The organism is Streptomyces sp. NPDC093071, from assembly GCF_044754545.1.
In the GTDB taxonomy this organism is placed as follows: Bacteria; Actinomycetota; Actinomycetes; order Streptomycetales; family Streptomycetaceae; genus Streptomyces.
In genome coordinates, this window is the sequence record NZ_JBIVPH010000002.1 from 856,793 (window position 1) to 877,874 (window position 21,082).

At 73.2% G+C, this 21,082-nt stretch carries 16 protein-coding genes; 3 read left to right on the forward strand and 13 right to left on the reverse strand.

Features of this window, described 5'->3' with window-relative positions; all coding sequences use genetic code 11:
- Nucleotides 1-57: 57 nt before the first annotated feature.
- Entirely contained in the window at nt 58-4,071 is a 4,014-nt protein-coding gene (locus tag ACIQD7_RS09435; RefSeq protein ID WP_402440983.1) for a HAMP domain-containing protein, read from the reverse strand.
- Between the two features lie 328 nt (nt 4,072-4,399).
- Here ACIQD7_RS09435 and ACIQD7_RS09440 point away from each other — a divergent pair, with 328 nt between their 5' ends.
- A complete protein-coding gene (locus ACIQD7_RS09440; RefSeq protein ID WP_121829372.1) occupies nt 4,400-4,627 on the forward strand; it encodes a DUF5133 domain-containing protein in 228 nt (75 codons plus the stop codon).
- 177 nt (nt 4,628-4,804) lie between these two features.
- On the opposite strand, the gene ACIQD7_RS09445 is transcribed toward ACIQD7_RS09440, so the two are convergent.
- The 4 genes from ACIQD7_RS09445 to ACIQD7_RS09460 all read right to left on the reverse strand — a co-directional run bounded on the left by ACIQD7_RS09445 (nt 4,805) and on the right by ACIQD7_RS09460 (nt 7,064).
- Nucleotides 4,805-4,966: a DUF5670 family protein gene (locus ACIQD7_RS09445; protein ID WP_053643868.1), complete on the reverse strand. Its 162-nt coding sequence runs from the start codon at nt 4,964-4,966 to the stop codon at nt 4,805-4,807.
- A gap of 182 nt (nt 4,967-5,148) precedes the next feature.
- Nucleotides 5,149-5,490, reverse strand: a complete 342-nt coding sequence (locus tag ACIQD7_RS09450; RefSeq protein WP_402440986.1) for a hypothetical protein — start codon at nt 5,488-5,490, stop codon at nt 5,149-5,151.
- 65 nt (nt 5,491-5,555) lie between these two features.
- Complete coding sequence (locus tag ACIQD7_RS09455) at nt 5,556-6,269, reverse strand: GvpL/GvpF family gas vesicle protein (protein ID WP_402440988.1); 714 nt, start codon at nt 6,267-6,269, stop codon at nt 5,556-5,558.
- Between the two features lie 75 nt (nt 6,270-6,344).
- Entirely contained in the window at nt 6,345-7,064 is a 720-nt protein-coding gene (locus ACIQD7_RS09460; RefSeq protein ID WP_402440990.1) for a GvpL/GvpF family gas vesicle protein, read from the reverse strand.
- Between the two features lie 256 nt (nt 7,065-7,320).
- Between ACIQD7_RS09460 and ACIQD7_RS09465 the strand changes: the two genes are divergently transcribed.
- Nucleotides 7,321-9,051 carry a thiamine pyrophosphate-dependent enzyme gene (locus ACIQD7_RS09465; protein WP_402440992.1) on the forward strand — a complete coding sequence of 577 codons (1,731 nt, stop codon included), beginning with the start codon at nt 7,321-7,323 and terminating at the stop codon, nt 9,049-9,051.
- A gap of 121 nt (nt 9,052-9,172) precedes the next feature.
- Nucleotides 9,173-9,994: a TIGR04222 domain-containing membrane protein gene (locus tag ACIQD7_RS09470; protein WP_402440994.1), complete on the forward strand. Its 822-nt coding sequence runs from the start codon at nt 9,173-9,175 to the stop codon at nt 9,992-9,994.
- A 64-nt stretch (nt 9,995-10,058) separates the two neighbouring features.
- Here ACIQD7_RS09470 and ACIQD7_RS09475 read toward each other — a convergent pair whose 3' ends face one another.
- The 8 genes from ACIQD7_RS09475 to ACIQD7_RS09510 all read right to left on the reverse strand — a co-directional run bounded on the left by ACIQD7_RS09475 (nt 10,059) and on the right by ACIQD7_RS09510 (nt 20,852).
- Nucleotides 10,059-10,958 (reverse strand): TIGR04222 domain-containing membrane protein, encoded by a 900-nt coding sequence (locus tag ACIQD7_RS09475; RefSeq protein WP_402440997.1) that lies wholly within the window; start codon nt 10,956-10,958, stop codon nt 10,059-10,061.
- An 89-nt stretch (nt 10,959-11,047) separates the two neighbouring features.
- A complete protein-coding gene (locus tag ACIQD7_RS09480) occupies nt 11,048-13,030 on the reverse strand; it encodes a SpoIIE family protein phosphatase (protein WP_402440999.1) in 1,983 nt (660 codons plus the stop codon).
- Between the two features lie 33 nt (nt 13,031-13,063).
- Nucleotides 13,064-14,656 carry an oleate hydratase gene (locus ACIQD7_RS09485; protein ID WP_402441001.1) on the reverse strand — a complete coding sequence of 531 codons (1,593 nt, stop codon included), beginning with the start codon at nt 14,654-14,656 and terminating at the stop codon, nt 13,064-13,066.
- A 175-nt stretch (nt 14,657-14,831) separates the two neighbouring features.
- Nucleotides 14,832-16,259: a cellulose binding domain-containing protein gene (locus ACIQD7_RS09490; protein WP_402441003.1), complete on the reverse strand. Its 1,428-nt coding sequence runs from the start codon at nt 16,257-16,259 to the stop codon at nt 14,832-14,834.
- Between the two features lie 14 nt (nt 16,260-16,273).
- Nucleotides 16,274-17,770: a beta-N-acetylhexosaminidase gene (locus ACIQD7_RS09495; RefSeq protein ID WP_402441006.1), complete on the reverse strand. Its 1,497-nt coding sequence runs from the start codon at nt 17,768-17,770 to the stop codon at nt 16,274-16,276.
- A 9-nt stretch (nt 17,771-17,779) separates the two neighbouring features.
- On the reverse strand, nt 17,780-18,703 hold the full coding sequence (locus ACIQD7_RS09500) for a carbohydrate ABC transporter permease (protein ID WP_402441008.1): 924 nt from the start codon (nt 18,701-18,703) through the stop codon (nt 17,780-17,782).
- A complete protein-coding gene (locus tag ACIQD7_RS09505; protein WP_240449917.1) occupies nt 18,700-19,599 on the reverse strand; it encodes a carbohydrate ABC transporter permease in 900 nt (299 codons plus the stop codon). Before ACIQD7_RS09505 ends, ACIQD7_RS09500 begins: the two co-directional genes overlap by 4 nt.
- A complete protein-coding gene (locus ACIQD7_RS09510; protein ID WP_402441010.1) occupies nt 19,596-20,852 on the reverse strand; it encodes an extracellular solute-binding protein in 1,257 nt (418 codons plus the stop codon). Before ACIQD7_RS09510 ends, ACIQD7_RS09505 begins: the two co-directional genes overlap by 4 nt.
- Between the last annotated feature and the right edge of the window lie 230 nt (nt 20,853-21,082).

Here is a 21,082-nt window from a genome sequence, read left to right on the forward strand (position 1 = left end):
CCGGGGCCGCGGGCGGACGGTGGGAACGGAGCGTACGGAGGGAGGTGCCGGGGCGGGTCAGTCGTCGAGCCAGCGGCGGATGCAGGTGATGAGGTCGTCGGCGTCGACCGGCTTGGTCACGTAGTCGCTGGCGCCCGAGGCGAGGCTCTTCTCGCGGTCCCCCGGCATGGCCTTGGCGGTGACCGCGATGACGGGCAGGGTGGCGTGGGCGGGCATCTGCCGGATCCGGGAGGTGGCCGTGTAGCCGTCCATCTCGGGCATCATCACGTCCATCAGGACCAGGTCGATGTCGGGGTGCGCGGCGAGCGCCTCGATCCCCTTGCGGCCGTTCTCGGCGTGCAGGACCTTGATGCCGTGCAGCTCCAGGATGCCGCTCAGGGCGTAGAGGTTGCGGGCGTCGTCGTCGACCACCAGGACCGTACGGCCGTGCAGGGTGGTGTCGATGGTCTGGGGCGCCGGGGGCCGGTGCTCGCCGCGCACCAGGGGGACGACGTCGCCGGGCTGGTCCGCGGACAGGTGCAGGGCGATCCGCTCGCGCAGTTCGTCCAGGCTGGAGAGCAGTTCGAGGGGGCGCAGACGGGCGCGTGTCTGAAGGGCCCGCTCCTGCTCGGGGGCGAGCCTGCGGTTGTTGTGGGCGAGGACGGGGACGGTGCGCAGCGCCTCGTCGCCGTCCATGGCGTCCAGGAACTGCAGGGCCTCGCCGTGGGCCATGTCGACCTCGAGCACGACGCAGTGGAAGGGCTGGGTGGCGAGGGCGGTCGCGGCCTCCTGGGGACCCACGGCCGTGATCAGCTCGATGTCCTCGCGGTCCGCGCGGTCGCGGCCCGCGGCCAGCTCCGCGACGGCGTTCTCGGCGACGAGCGAGAGGAGTCCACGCGGACGTTCCTCGATCACGAGGAGGCGCCGGATCTGCCGGGCCGGCGGGGCGGCGGTCAGGGCGGGACGGACGGCGGAGGCCTCGTCGAGTTCGGCGGTCTCCTCGCGCTCCTCGGGCCGGACGGCCGGGACCCGGTCGGACTGCTCCTTGAAGTCGGCGCGGGCGACGGGCAGGTAGAGGGTGAAGGTGCTGCCCTCGCCGGGCCGGCTGGAGACCGTGAGGGCGCCGCCGAGCAGATAGGCGATCTCCCGGCTGATGGACAGGCCGAGGCCGGTGCCGCCGTACTTCCGGTTGGTCGTGCCGTCCGCCTGCTGGAAGGCGCCGAAGATGGCGTCCAGGTGCTGGGCGGCGATGCCGATGCCGGTGTCCTTGACCCGGAAGGCGACGACGGGGCCGCCGCGGTGGACCGTGGCGGGCAGCTCGTCGTCCGCGGCCGGTTCGATGCAGAGCTCGACGCTGCCGCGCTCGGTGAACTTGACGGCGTTGGAGAGCAGGTTGCGCAGCACCTGCCGGAGCCGGGAGTCGTCGGTGACGAGGTCCACGGGGACGCCGGCGGCGGTGGCGACGGTGAAGGTGAGGCTCTTCTGCGTGGTGAGCGGCCGGAAGGTCGCCTCGACGTAGTCGAGGAGGCGGCGCAGCGCCACCCGTTCCGGGTTGAGGTCCATCTTCCCGGCCTCGACCTTGGACAGGTCGAGGATGTCGTTGATCAGCTGGAGCAGGTCGGATCCGGCGGAGTGGATGATGCCGGCGTACTCGACCTGCTTGGCCGTGAGGTTGCGGGTCGGGTTCTGCGCGAGGAGCTGGGCGAGGATGAGCAGGCTGTTGAGCGGGGTGCGCAGCTCGTGGCTCATGTTGGCCAGGAACTCGGACTTGTACTTGGAGGCCAGCGAGAGCTGCTGGGCGCGGTCCTCCAGCTCCTGCCGGGCCTGCTCGATCTGGAGGTTCTTGGCCTCGATGTCGCGGTTCTGCGAGACGAGCAGGGCCGCCTTCTCCTCCAGTTCGGCGTTGGAGCGCTGGAGCTCCTCCTGCTGGACCTGGAGCTCCTCGGAGCGGGCCCGCAGCTCGTCGGCGAGGCGCTGGGACTCCCCCAGGAGTTCGTCGGTGCGGACGTTGGCGACGATCGTGCTGAGGTTGACGCCCACCGTCTCCATGAGCTGCTCCAGGAAGTCCCGGTGCACGGAGGTGAAGGGGGTGAAGGAGACCAGTTCGATGACGCCGAGGACCTGGTCCTCGACGACGATCGGGAGCACGATCAGGCTGCCGCCCGAGGCCTGGCCGAGGCCGGAGGAGATGTACACGTAGTCGCCGGGCACGTTCTCGGCGGCGATGGTGCGGCGGCTGCGGGCGGCCTGGCCGACGAGGGACTCGCCGAGGCGGAAGCGGTCGCGGCTGTCGGCGGGGCGCCCGTAGGAGCCGACGAGCTTGAGCTCGACGCCCTCCGCGCCGTCCTCGGCGAGGTAGAACGCGCCGTACTGGGCGGCCACCAGAGGGGTCAGCTCGTCCATGACGAGTTCGGCGACGACGGCGAGGTCCCGGTGGCCCTGCATCAGCTCGGAGATGCGGGCGAGGCTGGACTTGAGCCAGTCCTGTTCCTGGTTGGCCCGGGTGGTCTCGCGCAGCGAGCCGACCATCGCGTTGATGTTGTCCTTGAGCTCGGCCACCTCGCCGGAGGCGTCGACGGTGATGGAGCGGGTCAGGTCGCCCTCGGCGACCGCGCTCGCGACCTCGGCGATGGCGCGGACCTGGCGGGTGAGGTTCCCGGCCAGCTCGTTGACGTTCTCGGTCAGGCGCTTCCAGGTGCCGGAGACGCCCTCGACCTCGGCCTGGCCGCCGAGGCGGCCCTCGCTGCCGACCTCGCGGGCCACGCGGGTGACCTCGGCGGCGAAGGAGGACAGCTGGTCGACCATGGTGTTGATGGTGGTCTTCAGCTCCAGGATCTCGCCCTGGGCGTCGACGTCGATCTTCTTGGAGAGGTCGCCGTTGGCGACGGCGGTGGTGACCTGGGCGATGTTGCGGACCTGGCCGGTGAGGTTGTTCGCCATCGAGTTGACGTTGTCGGTGAGGTCCTTCCAGGTGCCGGCCACGTTCGGCACCCGGGCCTGGCCGCCGAGGCGGCCCTCGGTGCCGACCTCGCGGGCGACGCGCGTCACCTCGTCGGCGAACGCCGACAGGGTGTCCACCATCGTGTTGATGGTGTCGGCGAGCGCGGCGACCTCGCCCTTGGCCTCCACGGTGATCCGGCGGGACAGGTCGCCCCGGGCCACGGCGGTGGCGACCTGCGCGATGGAGCGGACCTGGCCGGTGAGGTTGGACGCCATCACGTTGACGTTGTCGGTGAGGTCCTTCCAGGTGCCCGAGGCGCCCCGGACGGTGGCCTGGCCGCCGAGGTTGCCCTCGGTGCCGACCTCGCGGGCGACGCGCGTCACCTCGTCGGCGAAGGCCGAGAGCTGGTCGACCATCGTGTTGATGGTGTTCTTCAGCTCCCGGATCTCGCCGCGGGCGTCGACGTCGACCTTCTTCGACAGGTCGCCGCGGGCCACGGCGGTGGCGACGTGCGCGATCGAGCGCACCTGGCCGGTGAGGTTGGACGCCATGGAGTTGACGGAGTCGGTGAGGTCCCGCCAGGTGCCGGAGACGCCCTTCACGTCCGCCTGGCCGCCGAGGATGCCCTCGGTGCCGACGTCGCGGGCCATGCGGGTGACCTCGTCGGCGAAGGAGGACAGCTGGTCGACCATCGTGTTGATGGTGTTCTTGAGCTCCAGGATCTCGCCGCGGGCGTCGACGTCGATCTTCTGGGAGAGGTCGCCCTTGGCGACGGCGGTGGCGACGTGAGCGATGTCACGGACCTGGGTGGTGAGGTTGCCCGCCATCGCGTTGACGGAGTCGGTGAGGTCGGCCCAGGTGCCGGAGACGCCGGGGACCTCGGCCTGGCCGCCCAGGGTGCCCTCGGTGCCGACCTCGCGGGCGACGCGCGTCACCTCGGAGGTGAAGAGGGAGAGCTGGTCGACCATGCCGTTGAAGACGCTGGAGATCTCGCCCATGAGCCCGCCGGCCTCGTCGGGCAGACGGGTGCCGAAGTCTCCGTCGCGCACGGCGGTGAGGCCGGCCAGGAGCTGGCGCAGCTCGGCCTCTCCCACGGCGGCCGGTCCCGGCCGCCGTGCGGCCGAGGAGCCTTCGATCGTCGCCTCAGACATGCCTCATCCTCGTTCGCTCGCCAGGCACCGCAGCGGTCCTGAACACGGCCACGGCCGCAGGTCGGGCCGCCGCTCTCCCGGTAAGACTCCGACCTCGACCGTTGTCATACGACAATAAACGACGACCCTACTCCCCCGTGATCGTCACGAGGAGGGCGGTGGGCGATCGGGCGGCCGGAACAAGCCGGTGCGGAAGGGGTGGAGCGCCCCCGGGTGTCGTGGACTCGCCACCGCACGCCCCCGGCCCGGCCGCATACAACGCGGGGGCCGGGGTAAGCGGCGCATCGAACCGGGCGGTCGGCGCCCTGACGGCGAGGGGAGACCCACTGTGTTGATGGCCCATCCCGCGGTGTTGAGCAACCTGATCGAGCAGTACGAGACGCTGCGGGTGCTCCACGCGGAGAACGGAAGCCCCGAGGTGCGGCAGCGCATGGACGACATCGCGTACACGCTGTGCGTCTCCACCGGCACGCGTGACGTGGACACGGCGCTGGTCGCCGCCCGTCACCGCCTGCCCGGTGCGCGTCCCGAGGACGACTCGGTGCTGATGGCCTGATTCCGTACGCCGGAACCCGGCACGGCCCTCTCCCGGAGGGACGTGCCGGGTTCTGTCGTGTCCGGGTTCTTTCGCATCCGGGTGCGGAAGGTCCGGGTACGGAAGAGGGGACGACGCGACCGCGCCCGCCACCGGTGTCGGTGGCGGGCGCGGTCGGTGCCCGGGGGTACGGGCGTGCTACCAGCGGTACCAGCGGCCCGAGCCGCCCTTCGGCCGGGCCACGAAGCCCAGCAGCCACAGGACGAGCACGATCACGGCCACCCACCAGAGGGCCTTCACCGCGAAACCGGCGCCGAAGAGGATCAGCGCGAGCAGCAGAACCAGAAGAAGGGGAACCATCTCTACAACCTCCGAATTATCATGTACCCCGCACCCGATGTCCCGTTCCAGGAATTCCCCTCGCACTCGAAGAGAATTCGGATCTTCTTTTCCGGTGGCCGGGAAATCGAATCCGGGGCGTTGCACAAGTCGTCGAAAAGTCAAGGGGAGGGGCGGTCCCGGGGGCCGCCCCTCGACGCGTGTCAGATGCGGCCGCCGGTGAGCCGGGTGATCGGGCCGCGGGAGCGGGTCCCCGTCCGGCGTCCCAGGGCGTACGCGCCGGTGAGCGCGGCCGCGCCGACGGCGGCCGCGGTGCCGCTCGCGAGCGTCTTGCGGGTGCGCACGGCGGTCCATACGGCACCGCCGGTGCCCCGGACGGCGTGGACGGCCGCGAGGGTCTTCTCCGCGAGGGGCGCGGGAAGCACGGCCAGCGCTCCGCCCACCGCCCCTCCGGTCTCCCCGGTCGCGTTCCCGGTGCCGTCCGGAGCGGTGCGCGGACCGTTCCGGCCGGACCGGCTCTCGTTGCTCTGTTCCCATGCGCTCATACGCTTCGTTTAGCCTGGCCGGGGAGAAGCAAACCCCCCTTCGCACGAATTCGCGGATCGCCCGTTCACCATTCCGGATCCTCGTCGGAAGCGGTCCGGGTGAAGGAGTAGGGAATCCAGGGACCGGTGATCTCCACGCGCAGTCCGGACCGGACCTCTTCGGGTCCGGGAACCGCGTCGAGGAATTCCCGCTGCCCTTCGTCGGGGACGAGGTACGCGGCGTTGAGCACGTTCCGGCCGGAGGCCCGGAAGAGGTGCGTCTGCCGGGGCGCGCGCAGGATCGCCTCGGCCGCCGCCCGCGCGAGCGTCTCGTGCAGCTCCCGGGCGCTGCGGGCCGCCGCGTCGCCGGCGGCCGGTTTGCCGGGCGTCTCGTCGGCGTACAGCCTGACGCCCCACTCGTGGGCACCCGTCAGCCGGCCGAGGGCCTCCGACAGGCCGCTCTCCCCCTCTTCGAGGAGGCGGCGCACGCCCGTCTCGCCGCGCCGGACGGTCCCGATCCGCAGGGGGACGGTGGTGGTCCGCCGACCCGCGGCGGCCACCACGCCGTGGTGGGCCCTGGCCATCGTCGCGAGCCAGTCCAGGTCCTCGAGGCGTTCGCGCAGGGGCGCCTCGTCGAAGTCGGCCGCCGGGACCGGTTCGACGACGGCGGTCAGGCCCAGGTGCTCGACGGTGGTGAGCCCCTCGCCCAGGGTCACGTCGGGCGGGGGGTCGACGGGCGGCCCGTCCAGGTCGGCGGACCGGACGACGGCGTACACGTACAGCAGCGGTTCGTCGCTCATGACTCCCGTCCCGTCTCCGGACGGCCCGGGAGCGCGTGCTCCCGGCGGAGGACCTCGGCGCTCGGTGCCACGGGCTCAGCCCGCCTGGACGAAGCTGTACGGGGGCAGCGGGCCCGTCACCTGCTCGCGCAGGTGCGCGTGCTCCTGGTGGAGGGCGCGCACGGCCTCCAGGAACTCCTCGCGCCGGTCGCGTTCCACGAGGAACGACAGGTCGGCGAGGCGGCCGGCGTCGCGCGGGCCGTGCACCGTGGCCGCCGCGTAGGGGGCGAGGGTCCGCTCGACGAGGGCGACGTCGGCCTTCTCGCGGTCGGCGACGGCCAGGGCGACCAGTTCGCCGAAGGAGGGCCCCTCCTCGGGGCCCTCGCCGTCCGGCGCGCGGCCGGCGGCGTGCCGGGCCATCAGGTCGGGGTCGTCGGCGAGCACCGCGTGGAGCACCGCCTCCTCGTCGTGGTGCACCTTGAGGTTGAACTCGTCCTTGCCCTCCAGCGCCTTCAGCCGCTCCACGTAGAGGTCGTGGTGCTCTTTCAGGACCGCGGCGACCGTCGCGTCGTCGGGGGAGATCCCGCCGAACCGCAGGGGCAGGACCGGGCCGTCCTTGGCGGCCTCGATCACGACGTGCTGGTGCGCGAGGAGGTCGCGGCGCTCCGCCTTCGGCTCGGGCGGCGCGTCGCTGCACAGGGCCACCAGGTCGCCGCCGCGCACGGTGCGCACGGGCATCGGCGGGTCGCCGATGCCCTCGATGGCGTCGGGGAGTTCCCGGTCGGCGGGGGCTATTCCGTAGACGTACGTGCTCACTTGCTGCTCCTCCCGGTGGGCCGGAGCGCGGCGGCGCGACCCGCCGCCGCTGCTCCTGCTGCTCTTCTCCTCGCGGGTCGGCCACGGACGCGGCGCGGAGGGCGGGCCGCGGCTTTCCCCTCCTCTCGCGTTGCCGGGCGCCCACCCCCCAAACGGGGCGAGGGGAACCGAACGGGCGTCGCGGACCCGTCCGCATCGGCCGGGCCCTCGCGGGCAGGCGGGACGGTGGACCCGTACCCCCGCGAAAGGACATCCCGTGACACGCACCGTCGCCCAGGTGATCGTCGACGCCCTCGCCGACCTCGACGTCGGCCACGTCTTCGGCGTGGTCGGTGACGCCCTCAACCCGCTCACGGACGCCATCCGCACCACGGACGGCGTCGACTGGGTCGGCTGCCGGCACGAGGAGGCCGCCGCCTTCGCCGCCGGGGCGCGGGCCCAGCTGTCGGGCCGGCTCGGCGTCTGCATGGGGACGGTGGGGCCGGGCTCGGTCCACCTCCTCAACGGGCTGTACGACGCGGCCAAGAGCGGCGCCCCGGTCCTCGCGATCTGCGGCCAGGTCCCGCTGTCCGAGGTCGGCGGCGACTACTTCCAGGAGGTGGACAACGACCTGCTGTTCCGGGACGTGGCCGTCTACCGGGCCACCGTCGCCTCCCCGTCCCAGATGCCGAGGCTCCTGGAGTCCGCGGTCCGGACGGCCGTGACGCGCGGCGGCGTGGCGGTCCTCACCGTGCCGGGGGACCTCGGGGACCGGAAGGTCGAGGACGACCGTCCCGTGCGGTTCGCCCTCCCCCGCCCGGCCGTCACCCGGCCCGACGACCCGGCCCTGGCCGAGGCCGCGGGGGTGATCGACGAGGGCTCCCGGGTCACCCTGCTCGTGGGGCGCGGCGCGCGGGACGCCCGCGAGGAGGTGCTGCGCCTCGCCGAGCACCTCTCGGCCCCGATGGTGCTCACCCTCAAGGCCAAGGAGGGCTTCGAGGCGGACAACCCCTACGAGGTCGGCCAGACGGGCCTGATCGGGAACCCGGCCGCCGCCCACGCCCTGGACGCCTGCGACACCCTGCTGATGCTCGGCACCGACTTCCCGTACCGCGACTGGTATCCGGAGGACTGCCGCGTCGTGCAGATCGACCTGCGGGAGGAGCGCCTGGGCCGCCGCGTGCCGGTGGACGTCGGGCTCGCCGGGGACGTCGGGGCCACGCTGCGGGGCCTGCTGCCGCTGCTCGCGCCGGTCGGGGACCGCGCGCACCTCGACGACGCCCGCGAGCGGTTCCTGAAGTGGGAGGAGGAGCAGGCGCGCCTCGCCGACCCGGCCCACGACGAGCGGCTCGTCGGGCGGGTGCGGGCGATGTTCGACAACCGGGTCCACGAGATCCGGCCCGAGGCGCTCGCCGCGGCCGTGGACCGGCACGCGGCCGAGGACGCGGTCTTCACCTCCGACACCGGCATGGCCACCGTCTGGCTCTCGCGCTTCGTGCACATGCGGGGCACCCGCAGGCTGCTCGGCTCCTACAACCTGGGCTCCATGGCCAACGCCATGCCGCAGGCGCTCGGCGCCCAGCTCTGGGACCGCGACCGCCAGGTCGTGGCGTTCTGCGGCGACGGCGGTCTGAGCATGCTCCTGGGCGACCTGATGACGCTCCGCTCCGAGCGGCTCCCGGTCAAGCTCGTCGTCTTCGACAACCGCCGCCTCGGCATGGTCAAGCTCGAACAGGAGCAGGCGGGCCTGCCCGAGTTCGGCACCGTCCTCGACAACCCCGACTTCGCCGCCGTCGCCGAGGCCGTGGGCCTGACCGGCATCCGGGTCACCGACCCGGCGGACCTGGACGACGCCGTGCGCCGGGCCTTCGCCACCCCGGGGCCGGTCCTCCTGGACGTGCTGACCAACCCCGAGGAGGTCGCCGTCCCCGGCAAGCCGACCGTCTCCCAGGGCTGGGGGTTCGCCATCGCCAAGATCAAGGAGAACCTGCCGGGCGGCGACGCGTGACCAGGGACGGGGCCGTTCCGGAAGTGACGGTTCGCCAGGTGGTCTGTGCGTACGTGCGCGCCCTGCGGACAATGGGCCCGAGGGGCGCCCGCGGCGTTCCGGTCACGGGGGTGGGCTCATCATGTGGTGGTGGCTGGGCGGGGGCATGTGGACCGCGGTGTGCGTGGCGTCGCTCGGCTTCCGGGACGCCCACCAGCGCCTCCTGACCTACCGCCCTCCCCGGGCCGCGCCGGGGGACGTCCCGCCGGGTCCGCACGCGTGCGCGTACCTCCGCGGCGGTGCCCGGCGGTCCGCCCAGACGGCGCTGACGGCGCTGTACCTGGCGGGGCTCGTCACCGTCACGGGGAACCGGATCGTCCGCGTGGACGCGGCCGGGGCCGGGGACCGCGGTCGTCTCCCGGCCGACCCGGTGGAGGCGGCGGCACTGGCCCTGTGCCGGCCCGGACGCGGCGAGCGGGGCACGAGGACGGAGGAGCGCGTCGGGAGGAGCCGGGCCGTGCGCCGGCTCGGCGCCTCTCTGGGCGAGGAGGGTCTGCTCCCCCACCCCGGTCTGACGTCCCGGCTGGAGGGCTGGCGGGCGGCCGCGCTCATGACGGGGCTCTCGGCCTTCCTCCTGGGGATGATCGCCATAGGCGCGCTGGGCGGCCCCCACGGTGTCGGCGCGGCTTGGACGGCGGCCCTGTCCCCGGCCCTCGGGCTGCTGTCGCTGGTGCCACCCGCCCGCGTCCCCGCCACTCCCCGGGAACCCACCGAAGCGGGCCGCCGTCTGACGGAGGCCCTCCCGGCCGGGACGTCCGACACCGACCGGGTGCTGTACCAGGTCGCCGCCCTGGGCACCGGATCGTCCGCCGTGCCGCGGGACCTCCGCCGCGCCCTGTGGCGTCCGGCCCCGTCGGACCACCGGCCGGACGACCCGCCGGGGCTGGGCGGGGCGGGGCTCTAGAAGGGTCCCCGGGGCGGGGCGGTTCCGCGCCCCGATCGGCATGTGCCCCTCGGGGCGCCACCGGTCACAGGCCGCCCAGGCCGGGACCCTCGTAGATCACCACCGGTTCCCGGGGCGGTTCGGGCCGCGGGGGCGGATCGGCCCGGCGGGGCGGTTCCGGGAGGCGTAGGGGGTGCCGGGCGGAGAGGAGCACGAGACCGTGGACCGCGAGGTCCCGCAGCCCTGCGGACTCGCCAGGGCGGATCCACTCGGGGCGCTCCGCCGCCTTCATCGCCGCGCGCCCGGCGTCGGTGACGGAGATCGGGGCGAAGGCCCCTTCGGCCCGTTCCCGTACCGCGCGGGCCCACCACAGCAGCGGCGGATATCCCAGCAAGGGCAGCAGGGCGTGCGCGGCGACCGCCAGGACGACGCCGGCCGCGGCGGTCGCGGGGAGCCAACGCACAACGGTGGCGTGGCGGTTGCGGGCGGCCAGCCAGCGCTGCGTGGCGGGCGACCGGCGGAGGACGCCGAGGGGGAAGTTGTCGTCGCTCATCAGGCCGTCCAGGACTAGCCGGTCGCGCAGGGCCCGCATCCGGGGGTGCCCGTCGCCGAAGACCGGCGGCCAGCGGAGGCCGCCTTCCCCGTCCGCGGCCCCGGCCATGAGGTCGAGCGCCATGGTCTCCACGTCGTCCCGGGGACCCCGGCCCGACGGGCGGAGCTCGACGCGGTCGACGGCGGTCCGCCGCACGGTCAGGCGCCGGCCCCGGTGCATGCGCAGCAGGGCCACGTCGACGACTCGGGAAGCCTGCCCGTGCAGGTAGGCGAGTTCGTACAGGTCCAGGCGCTGCTCCGGCGACCGTGGCGGCCGGATCCCGGCCGTCATGGCCCGACGGGCGCGCCGTAGGGCCGCCGCCGTCGCCGACGCGGTCGCGAGCGAGGCCAGTAACAGCAGGGCCCCGAACAGGTTCCCCCACCACGTCCCCATGTGCTTCCCCTTCGTGGAACGGTGTCCTTCACGCCTTTCCTGCCCGGGCCGGACCGGTGGGAGACATTCCTCATTCGTCCCGGTCCTCCTCAGCCGTCCGCCTCGATCTCCGCCCAGACGGTCTTGCCCTCGCTCGTGTAGCGCATCCCCCAGTTCTCCGCGAGGGTGGCGCAGATGAGCAGTCCCCGGCCGCCCTCGTCGACGGCCTTGGCGTGGCGCAGGTGGGGGGCCGCCTGGCCCGTGTCGCCGACCTCGCAGACCAGCAGGGTGGAGTCGGTGATGAGGCGGAGGGTGAGGGGGGCGGCGCCGTAGCGGATGGCATTGGTGACGAGTTCGCTGACGACGAGCGTCGCCGTGAACGGGTCGGCGGGGTGGTTCCACTTCCGGAGCTGCTCCTCGACGTGGCGGCGCGCGATGCCGACGGCGGAGAAGTCGAAGGGGACGGTCCACTCGGCCAGTTCGTTCGGCGACAGGTACCGGGTGCGGGCGAGGAGCAGGACGCGGTCGGGGGCGAGGAGCCGGGCGACGTCGTCCGCCATCGCCTCCGGGGAGCGGCCGGGGTGCGCGAGGGCGTTCACCAGGTCCTCCGTCCGCGTGTCGCCCTCGCCCGGCGCCATGCAGAGGGTGCTGCCCTCGGGGAGGACCAGCGTGGCGCAGGCGAAGGGCGGGCCCTCCGCGCCGAGCAGCGGGCCCTCCTCGACCGGCCGGGTGTCGACCGAGCCGTCGGGGCGGACGACGGCGAGCAGCGAGGTGCCGGCGCGCGCGATGTCGAGCCGTCCGCCGACCGGGTCGTGGACGGCGACGGTGCAGCTCGCCGTCGCGCCGTCTCCCCCGGGCCCGCTCTCCTGTTCCCCGGCGAGCCGGAGGGTCGTGGCGTGGAGGCGGGCGAGCAGTTCGTGCGGGTCGAGGTCGAGGGTGGTCAGGCTGTAGACGGCGGTCCGCAGCCGGCTCATGGTGGCGACGGCACTGAGCCCGGCCCGGTCGACCTGGCCGACGACGAGCGCCACCCGGGCGCCCGACAGGGGGATGACGTCGTACCAGGAGCCGACGCCGCTGCCGTCGGGCTGGTTGCGCCGGGCGACGTCGACGGCCTTCTGGGTGGCCTCCTCCTGGCGCAGCGGCCAGCTCTGGAGCGCCGTCATGACGATGTGCTCGCGGGTGAACCGCAGGGCGTTCTCCAGACAGGTGGCCGTGCGGGTGGCCATGCCCTCGGCCAGTTCGAGGTCGTCCTCCTCGTACGGTTCGGCCCCTTCCGCACGCTGGAAGACGACCGCCCCGAAGACCTGCCCCCGGACGAGCAGCGGGGCCACGAGCCGGGTGCCGCCGGGCACGCCCGTCTCCTCGGGGGGAAGCAGCCGGGGTTCGGTCGGCAGCACCTCGCCGAAGATCCCGGGGAGCAGGAGGGCGCCGGCCGTGGGGATCCGGGGTCCGGCCTCCGTCCCGCCGGTCGCGGTGCAGCGCAGCAGGGGGGCCGGGTCGTGGGACCGGAGGCCGGGCTCCCTGCCCCTGAGGACGGCGTCGGTGAGGGCGACCACGACCGTGTCGGCGAAGCGCGGCACCACGACGTCGACCAGTTCCCGGGCCGTGCGCTCCACGTCCAGGCTGGAGCCGATCCGTTCGTGGGCGTCGTGCAGCAGCCGGAGGCGGGCCTGGGCCCGTTCGCGTTCGGTGACGTCGGTGCTGGTGAGGACGACGCCCAGGACCCGTCCTGCGCCGTCCAGGAGGCGGTGGGCGGCGACGGAGAAGACGTACTCGCTGCGCGGGTCGGTGAACGGGTGTCCCCTGACGAGGTGGTCGAGCCTGGGCCGGCCGGTGGCGAGGACCTCCCGCAGCATCTCCTCGTCGACGTCCACGCCGATGGGGGCGTACGCCTCCGTGGCGGGCAGGCCGATGATCCGCTCGGCCGGGATGCCGCGGATGCCGACGGCGACCGGGTTGACGCGGACCACGCGCAGCTCGGTGTCGAGGACGTGGAGGCCGATGTCGGACTGGGTGAAGATGGCGTCCAGGACCGCCTCGTCCCACTGGTCCGGGGCGCCGGGACGGGAGAACCGTCCGGGATCCGCGTTCATGCGTCCCTCCTCCGTGTCGGGCCGGGGCACGTGTCAGGCCAGGACGGTTCTCAGCGCGGACCGGGCGACCTCCGGGTCGGAGAGGCCGTGGTACGCCGGCGGGATCTCCTTGTCGACGCCGAAGTGGTGATGGACGGCGGTCATGGCGGAACGGACCGCGTACTCGACGGTGGCGGCGACACCCTCGGGGATCTCGACGAACTGGCCGAGGAAGGCGAAGTTCCGCGCCCCGTCCGGGACGACGAGGGGGCGGTCGGAGAGGGTGCGGCGCTGGAACGGGGCGCCGGCGTAGGGCATCTGGACGGTGGTGATCCGGGTGGTCTCCCGGACCTCGTCGGCGATGTCGTCGAAGCCGAGGTGGCCGAGGAGTTCGTCGAGGACCTCGGCGCCGGTGCAGTCGTCCATCCGCTTCGGCACGTGGTCGCCGGGGACGCCGCCGGACAGCGCGTAGCCCCACAGCGTGTACGTGTCCTCCTCCTGGTCGCGGAAGTGGGGCTGGGCCGGGACCGCGAGCGAGAGGAGCCAGCGGGAGTCCTTCCAGGTCATCAGGGCGCCCTCGCCGGGGACGTCGCCGGTGTGCTTCTGGATGCGGTCCAGGAGGAGGCGGCCGGTCGTGGTGAGGGTGAAGGACTCCCACCTGGTCTCGTCGATGTTCCCGCAGAAGGCGTGGGGGCGGCCGAAGTCGGGGGCGTTCCTGGCGATCGACTCCCACAGGCGCCAGGAGCCGTCGCGCTTGTCGCGGACCAGTTCGGGGACGGTGGTGCCGTCGCCGTAGGCGGTGTCGGCGGTCATGGAGCCGAGGGTGAGGAACGCGTAGTCGTCCTCGCCCAGCTCGATCGTCCCGGCCTCGGCGCCGTCCCGCCGCAGGTGCAGGCGGGAGAGGCGGCGGGCGGCGGGCCCGGAGAAGTCGGCGTCGGCGACGGTGACCCCGAAGTCGGTGCGCACGCCCCGGGCGGTGAGCCACTCCTGGAGGGGGCGGACGACGGAGTCGTACTGGTTGTACCTGCCGCGCCGGACCCCGGACAGGGTGTGCAGGCGGTCGAACTCCTGGACGAAGGCGAGGAGGTACCGCTTGAGCTCGACGGCCGAGTGCCAGGCCTGGAAGGCGAAGGTCGTGCGCCACATGCACCAGAAGTGGGTGGCGAAGAAGTGCGGCCGGAAGAAGTCGTCGACGCGCCGGGCCCCGATCAGCCGCTCGGGCAGGGCGAGCAGCCGGGTCAGGTCGGCGCGGTCGTGGGCGTCGAGGCCGAGCTCCGAGGCGTCGGCGATCGTGCGGTCGCCGTCGACGATGCGGGCCCTGGCGTACGTGGGGCGTTCGACGGCGAAGGCGCGGATCTCCTGCCGGACGGAGACCGCCGGGTCGTCCAGGGTCGGGATCGTCTCCAGGAGGTTCCACAGGCACACGTAGTGCGCCTCCTCGAACATCCGGCCGCCCCGGGTGACGTGGCCGCCGTCGCGCGTCGGGGCGCGGACGCCGTCCAGCGAGCCGCCCGCGACCGGCAGCTGCTCCAGGACGCGCACGTTCTCGCCGGGCACGCCCGCGTCCCGGACGAGGAAGGCCGCGGCGGCGAGCGAGGCGATGCCGCCGCCGACCAGGTGGACCTTGGAGTTCTTCGATGCCGGCACGGACTGACCTCCGGTTTCGGTGGAGGGACGCGGCGCGGGCGGTCGAGCGGGCGCGGCCCCGGTGTCGACCCTCCCGCGGGGCGGCGGGGCGGGCGAGGCGACGGGGGCCGTACGGGTGAGGGGTTCCCGCCCCGCCGCGGGCGCGTGCGGCGGGGCGGGAGCGGGGCCGTACCGGCTACGGTGCCGGGACGGTGTCCACGAAGGCGGTGCCCGCCGAGCGGTAGGCGGCGACCTTGGCGGCCACCTGGGCCGGGGTCAGGACCTGGTCCTTGACGTGCAGGACGTAGTCGACCTTCTGGTCGTAGGAGCGCGGGGTCGTCAAGGTCTGGCCCGCCAGGTCGATCAGCCACTGGTTGAAGTTGATCGACATCGGGCGCTCGGGCAGGTAGCGGGCGTCGTGCCGGCCGAACTCCTGGCCGTCGACGTAGTACACGATGCTGTTGTCGTCGATGGTCAGGACGAGGTCGTGCCAGCCGGCGTAGCTCGCCCGGACCTCGGAGTGCTGGTTGACGGCCTCCCAGGGGTCGGGCCGGTAGGTCTCCCACGAGGTGGTGTAGAGGATGTTGGCGGGCTCGCCCCAGCCGCCGTTGGGCAGGTACTCGAAGTCGTACTCGGCGTAGTCGTCGGCCATCGGGGCCTTGAGGTCGTTGATGGTGAAGAAGGTCTGGACGACCCGGTCGCCGTCGGGGCCCGACACCGGGGCGTCGGAGAAGCGGACCCGGGCCGCGTAGGTGCCGTTCTTGAACTTGGTGGCCTTCGTCAGGACCTCGGTGTGCCGGGTGGACTCGCCGGTCCCGGCGGTGGAGGACCGCAGGTTCATGATCGAGTTGGTGCCCTCCTTGGCGAAGGTCACGTTCTCGGGGGCCCAGGTGGCGCCGGGCACGCCGGGGCCGCCGGAGTTGGACCGGACGCTCCAACCGTGGTTGCCGATCGCCGGGTCGGTGTGCCCGGTGTAATTGAAGTCGTCGAAGAGCGCGGCCCCGTCGGGCGGCGGGGTGGTCGGGTCGGTCGGCGTGGGCGTCGGGGTGGGGTCGTTGCCCGCCGGGGCGGTGCCCCAGACCGGGACGCCGCCGACGGTCGCGGTGACCTTGGCCCAGTTGGCGTACGCGGTCTGCGCCGGGCCGAAGGAGTAGTCGTCGCTCTGGTTCAGCGGCTGCCAGTTGGAGCGGTGGAAGCGCAGCTGCAGGTCGCCGGTGTCCGCGCCGGGGGCGAGCGTGCCGGCCCCGGCGGTGAAGCCGACCTCCAGGTAGCGGTCGGCGGTCGCGGTCGGGTGGGCCAGGGTGCCGAAGGTGCCGGTGACGTTCGCGCAGCCCTTCACGGCCCAGGAGCAGGCGTAGGTGTACGAGGCTCCCGCGTCGGCCTTGAAGTAGTAGCGCACCTTGACCTGGCTCAGCGGCACGCCGGTCGTGCCGGTGTTGACCACCTTGAGCCAGGGCTCGACCTGGTCGCTGCCGGTGGCGCTCTGGCGGTACTGGACGGTGACGGCCTCGCCGGCGGCCGCCGCCGGGAGGGCGGTGAGGGCGGTGGCGCCGAGCCCGGTCACGGCGGCGACGGCGAGCGCGGCACGGAGGCGCGGGGTGCGCGCCCTGGTCTGGTCGCTCATGGGGGTTCCTCTCCTCAGAGGTGGGGGACGGGGGTTGCGGTGGAGAGACGGCGCGGCACCCCGAGGGCGTCGAGCCGGGTCCTGTGGTGGCGCAGGCGCTCCTGGAAGCCGGTCCAGTCGTGGCGGCCGGTCCAGACGACCTCCGCGAGGGCGCAGAGCCGGGGGAAGGTGAGGTACTCGGCGTGCGCGGCGGTGGGGACGTACTCGGTCCACAGCTGGACCTGGGAGCCGAGGACCCGGGCGGCCTCCTCGGGGCTCCAGTCGGCCGGAGCCGGGTCGTTGCCGTGGACGGTCCGCAGGTCGACGACCTCACCGGCCTGGCCGGGCGGCTCGGCGGGGCTGGCGGACTGGGGGTAGTCGAGGTAGGTGGTCCGGTGGGGCGCCATGACGACCTCGTGGCCCCGGCGGACGGCGGTGCGGCCGTGGTCGGAGTCGCGCCAGGGCATGACGGTGAAGTACGGGGGGAGGTCGGCGCCGTTCTCGGTCCAGCTGAGCGGCCGGCGGCCGGCCCGCAGCAGGTGGCTCCCGACCTGCTCCATGAACCAGCCGTGCAGGGCGTCGGGGCCGGGGAGGCCCTCCTCGGCGACCCGCCGGAGCGCGTCCGGGGAGGTGTGCCACTCGGTGGTGGGGCACTCCTCGCCGCCGATGTGGACGTACGGGGAGGGAAAGACGTCCATCACCTCGTCCAGGACCGTGCGGCAGAAGTCGAGGGCCGTGTCGTGGACGCCCAGGATGGTGTCGCACACGCCCCACCGGTCCCACACCTCGTAGCTGCGGCCCGGGGTGTTGCCCAGCTCGGGGTGGGCGGCGAGGGCGGCGCGGACGTGGCCGGGCATCTCGATCTCGGGCACGACGGTGATGCCGCGCTCCGCCGCGTAGGCCACCAGGCCGGTGAGTTCGGCGCGGGTGTAGGCGCCGCCGTGGGGCGCTCCGCCGACCTCGGTGAGGCGGGGCAGGGCGGCGACCGGCATCCGCCAGCCCTGGTCGTCGGTGAGGTGGAGGTGGAGGACGTTGAGCTTGTGCAGGGCGAGGAGGTCGACGTACCGGCGCAGGTAGGAGACGGGGCGGAAGCGGCGGGCGACGTCGAGCATGGAGCCGCGCCAGGGGAAGCGGGGGGTGTCGGTGATCTGCACGCAGGGCACGGTCCAGGCGACGCCGCCGACGGGTTCGCCGGCGAGCGCCTCGACGGGCAGGAGCTGGCGGAGCGTCTGGACGCCGGCGAGGAGGCCCTGGGGGCGGGCGGCCCGGAGCAGGACGCCCGCGGTGCCGACGGTGAGGCCGTAGCCCTCCTCGCCGAGGCCGGTGAGGGCGGGGTCGAGGGCCAGGACGACGGAGCCGTCCGGGCGGGCGGGCAGCGGCAGGCCGGTGGCCGGGCCGAGCAGGGTGCGCAGCAGCCGGGCGGCGCCCTCGGCGCCGGGGGTGACCCTGAGCGCGGTCGCGGCGTCGAAGGTGAAGCGGCCGGGCAGCGGCGAGAGGTGGGTGGGGTCGGGGACGAGACGGGGCAGGGGCATCGCGGTGCGTTATCCCTTCACGGCTCCGCCGGTCATTCCGGCGGCGACCCGGCCCTGCAGGACCAGGAAGAGGACGAGGACGGGCAGGGCGAAGAGCGTGGAGGCGGCCATGGTGGCGCCCCAGTCGGTGCCGAAGACGTTGGAGAAGGACGAGAGCCAGACGGGCAGGGTGCGGTCGTCCTGGTCCTTGATGATGAGCATGTTGGCGAAGGCGAACTCGTTCCAGGCGGTGATGAATCCGAAGAGCGAGGTCGCGAGGAGGCCGGGGGCGAGCAGCGGGAGGGTGACCCGGCGGAAGGCGGCGGCCCGGGTGCAGCCGTCGACCTGCGCGGCCTCCTCCAGTTCGGCCGGGACGCCGGCCAGGAAGGAGCGGAGGGTGACGACGGTGAAGGGCAGGGTGATCATGAAGTAGATCAGGCTGAGGGTCACCAGCCGGTCGAGCAGGCCGGCGTCCCGGGCGATGACGTACATCGGGATCAGCAGGGCCTCCCAGGGTGCCATCTGGGCGATGAACACCATGAGGAGGAAGGCGCGCCGGCCGCGCCAGCGCATCCGGGCGACGGCGAAGGCGGCGGCGAGGGCCACGACGAGGGCGAGCAGGACGCAACCGGCGGTCACCAGCAGGCTGTTGCGCCAGAAGATCCAGAAGCCGTCGGCCGCGACGGCGTGCCGGAAGTGCTCCAGGGTGACGGAGACGGGCAGGAAGCCGGGGGTCTCGGACTGGATGTCGCGGGTGGGCCGGAAGGCGGTGAGGACCATCCAGTACACCGGGAAGACGGCCAGGACGAAGACGGTCACGGCGGCGGTGTTCAGGGGGAGCCGCCGCAGGGCGCGCCGGACCGCCGGGCGTGCGGGGGCGGCCGGGCGTGCGGGGGTCACCGGGGGTGCGGGGGCCGCAGGTCGTACGGGGATCGCCGGTCGTGCGGGGGTCACCGGTCGGCCTCCTGTCGGAGCAGCTGGCGGAAGTAGGCGATCAGGACGGCGACGAGGATGAGGACGGTGAGGGTGGAGACGACCGCCCCGAGGTCGTAGCGGTGCAGGGACTGCGCCACCCGGTAGGCGTAGACCGGCAGGGTGGTCGTCGCCTCGCCGGGGCCGCCCTTGGTGACGGCCCAGATCTGGGCGAAGCAGCGGAAGACCCAGATGACTTCCAGGCAGAGGACCAGGCCGAAGACGGGCCGCAGGAGGGGCAGGGTGACCGAGCGGAAGATCCGCCCGGCGCCGGCCCCGTCGAGCCGGGCCGACTCGTACAGCTCGGCGGGGACGGTCAGGAGCGCGGAGTGCAGGGTGATGGCGACGAAGGGGACCGACTGCCAGACCACGAGCAGGACCAGGACGGTGAACGCGGCGGGGCCGTCGGCCAGCCACGAGTAGCCCTCGAAGGACTCGAACCCGAGCCGGACGAGCACCCAGTTGACCACGCCGAGGCGGGAGGCGAAGAGCCACTGGAAGACGGTCGTGGTGGCGATGACCGGACTGGCCCAGGCGAGGACGAGCCCGCTGGTGACCAGGATCCGCAGGGTCCGGCCGAGCCGCTGCATCATCAGGGCGACCAGGGTGCCGATCACCATGATCAGGACGACGTTGACCAGGGTCCACCAGAGGGTGCGCCGGACGACCTCCCAGAACACGGGGTCGGCCAGGACGGTCCGGTAGTTGTCGAGCCCCGCGAACCCGGCGCCGCCGCGGATGAGTTCCCCCATGCCGTACTCCTGGAAGGAGATCAGCAGGTTGCGGACGAGGGGGTAGCCGAGGAGGAGCGCTCCGCCGAGGACGGTCGGGGCGACGAGGAGGTAGGGCCACAGGGCCGGCCCGTGGGGACGTCTCACGAGCCGAGGGTCCTGGTGATGCTCTCGGACGCGGTGCGCGCCGCGGCGGCGGGGTCGGTGCCGGTGAGCACGGCGGTCATGTACTGCTTGATCGGGTTGGTGGCCTCGACGGCCGCCCACTGCGGGGAGTTGGGGGTCGCCCGTCCCTGCGCGGAGCCGGCGGCCATCACGGCCGTGCCCTCGTCGTCCTGGACGACCCGGGCGAGGGAGGTGCGGTTGGGGACGTAGCTCATGGTCCTGGCCATGTCCGTCTGCCACTTCTCGCCGGCCAGCGCCTTGACCACCTGATAGGCGGCGTCGGGATGGGTGGAGGCCTCGGGGACGATGAAGTCGGAGCCGCCGGTGAAGACCGCGCCGGGCTTGTCGGCCGTGCGGCCGGGGAGGGGGAAGAAGGCGAGCTTGCCCTTGAGGGCGGGGTTGATCTCCTCGACGATCTTCGCGCCGCCGGGGACGGCGATGATCTGGGCGACGTCGCCCTTGGCGAAGACCTCGGCCTGCGGGGGCTTGGACTCGTCGGCGTCCTTGGGTCCCTTGCCGAGGGCCTGGAGCTTCCGGTAGAAGTCCATGCCGGCGAGGGCCTGCGGGGTGTCGAGCGCGCCCTTCCACTTCTCGCCGTCCCGGACGGCGAGGTCGCCGCCGGCCTCCCAGACGAAGCCGGAGAGGGTGTACCAGTTCTGGCCGGGGAGGTAGATGCCCTGGACCTTGCCCCTGTTGAGCTTCGCGGTGGCGGCGAGCCATTCGTCCTGGGTCTTCGGCGGGGTGACGCCGGCCGCGGCGAAGAGGTCCTTGTGGTAGATCACGACACGGCTGGCCCCGTACCAGGGGACGCCGTACTGCTTGCCGTCGATCCTCCCGGGCTCGGCGAGGCCGGGGAGCCAGTCGGCGCCGTTCAGTTCGGCGACCTTGTCGCTGAGGTCGCGCACGCCGCCGCTGGCGGCGTACTGGGCGACCTGGGTGTTGCCGACCTCGATGACGTCCGGGGCGTCCTTGCTGGCGAGGGCGGCCGTGACCTTCTCGCCGATGCCGTCCCACTCCTGGATCTGGATGTCGAGGTCGATGTCCCGGTGCTCCGCCTCGAAGCCGGTGCGGAAGCGGTCGAGGAAGGCGTCGGTGACGCTGTCCTTCATGATCCAGACGGTGACCTTCTCCGGTCCTCCGGCGGCCTTCGGGTCGTCCTGGCCGCCGCAGGCCGTGGCGGCGAGCACGACGGCCGCCGCGAGGGCGGTGGTTCTGCTGAGGGGACGGATCTTCACGGGCACCTCGCTGCATGGTTAACCAATTGGTCAAGTGGTCAGGTGTGTGAGCAGAAGGTGGCACGGACCGTTCTGGCCGTCAATCCCCCGGAAAACATGTGCCGTTCACTCGACGACAGGTCAACTCCTCGGGTTACCATCGGTCTTACCAGTTGACCAGTCAGGATCAGGGTCGGTGGACCAGCGGAATCAGTCGGGTCGGTGGATCAGCCGGGTCGGTGGATCAGCCG

What these genes read in the sequence shown, in the direction of transcription:
- ACIQD7_RS09450 (WP_402440986.1), bottom strand. Translation starts at nt 5,490, where the DNA reads ATGAGCGCATGGGAACAGAGCAACGAGAGCCGGTCCGGCCGGAACGGT.
- ACIQD7_RS09470 (WP_402440994.1), top strand. Translation starts at nt 9,173, where the DNA reads ATGTGGTGGTGGCTGGGCGGGGGCATGTGGACCGCGGTGTGCGTGGCG.
- ACIQD7_RS09455 (WP_402440988.1), bottom strand. Translation starts at nt 6,269, where the DNA reads ATGAGCGACGAACCGCTGCTGTACGTGTACGCCGTCGTCCGGTCCGCC.
- ACIQD7_RS09435 (WP_402440983.1), bottom strand. Translation starts at nt 4,071, where the DNA reads ATGTCTGAGGCGACGATCGAAGGCTCCTCGGCCGCACGGCGGCCGGGA.
- ACIQD7_RS09495 (WP_402441006.1), bottom strand. Translation starts at nt 17,770, where the DNA reads ATGCCCCTGCCCCGTCTCGTCCCCGACCCCACCCACCTCTCGCCGCTG.
- ACIQD7_RS09480 (WP_402440999.1), bottom strand. Translation starts at nt 13,030, where the DNA reads ATGAACGCGGATCCCGGACGGTTCTCCCGTCCCGGCGCCCCGGACCAG.
- ACIQD7_RS09475 (WP_402440997.1), bottom strand. Translation starts at nt 10,958, where the DNA reads ATGGGGACGTGGTGGGGGAACCTGTTCGGGGCCCTGCTGTTACTGGCC.
- ACIQD7_RS09490 (WP_402441003.1), bottom strand. Translation starts at nt 16,259, where the DNA reads ATGAGCGACCAGACCAGGGCGCGCACCCCGCGCCTCCGTGCCGCGCTC.
- ACIQD7_RS09445 (WP_053643868.1), bottom strand. Translation starts at nt 4,966, where the DNA reads ATGGTTCCCCTTCTTCTGGTTCTGCTGCTCGCGCTGATCCTCTTCGGC.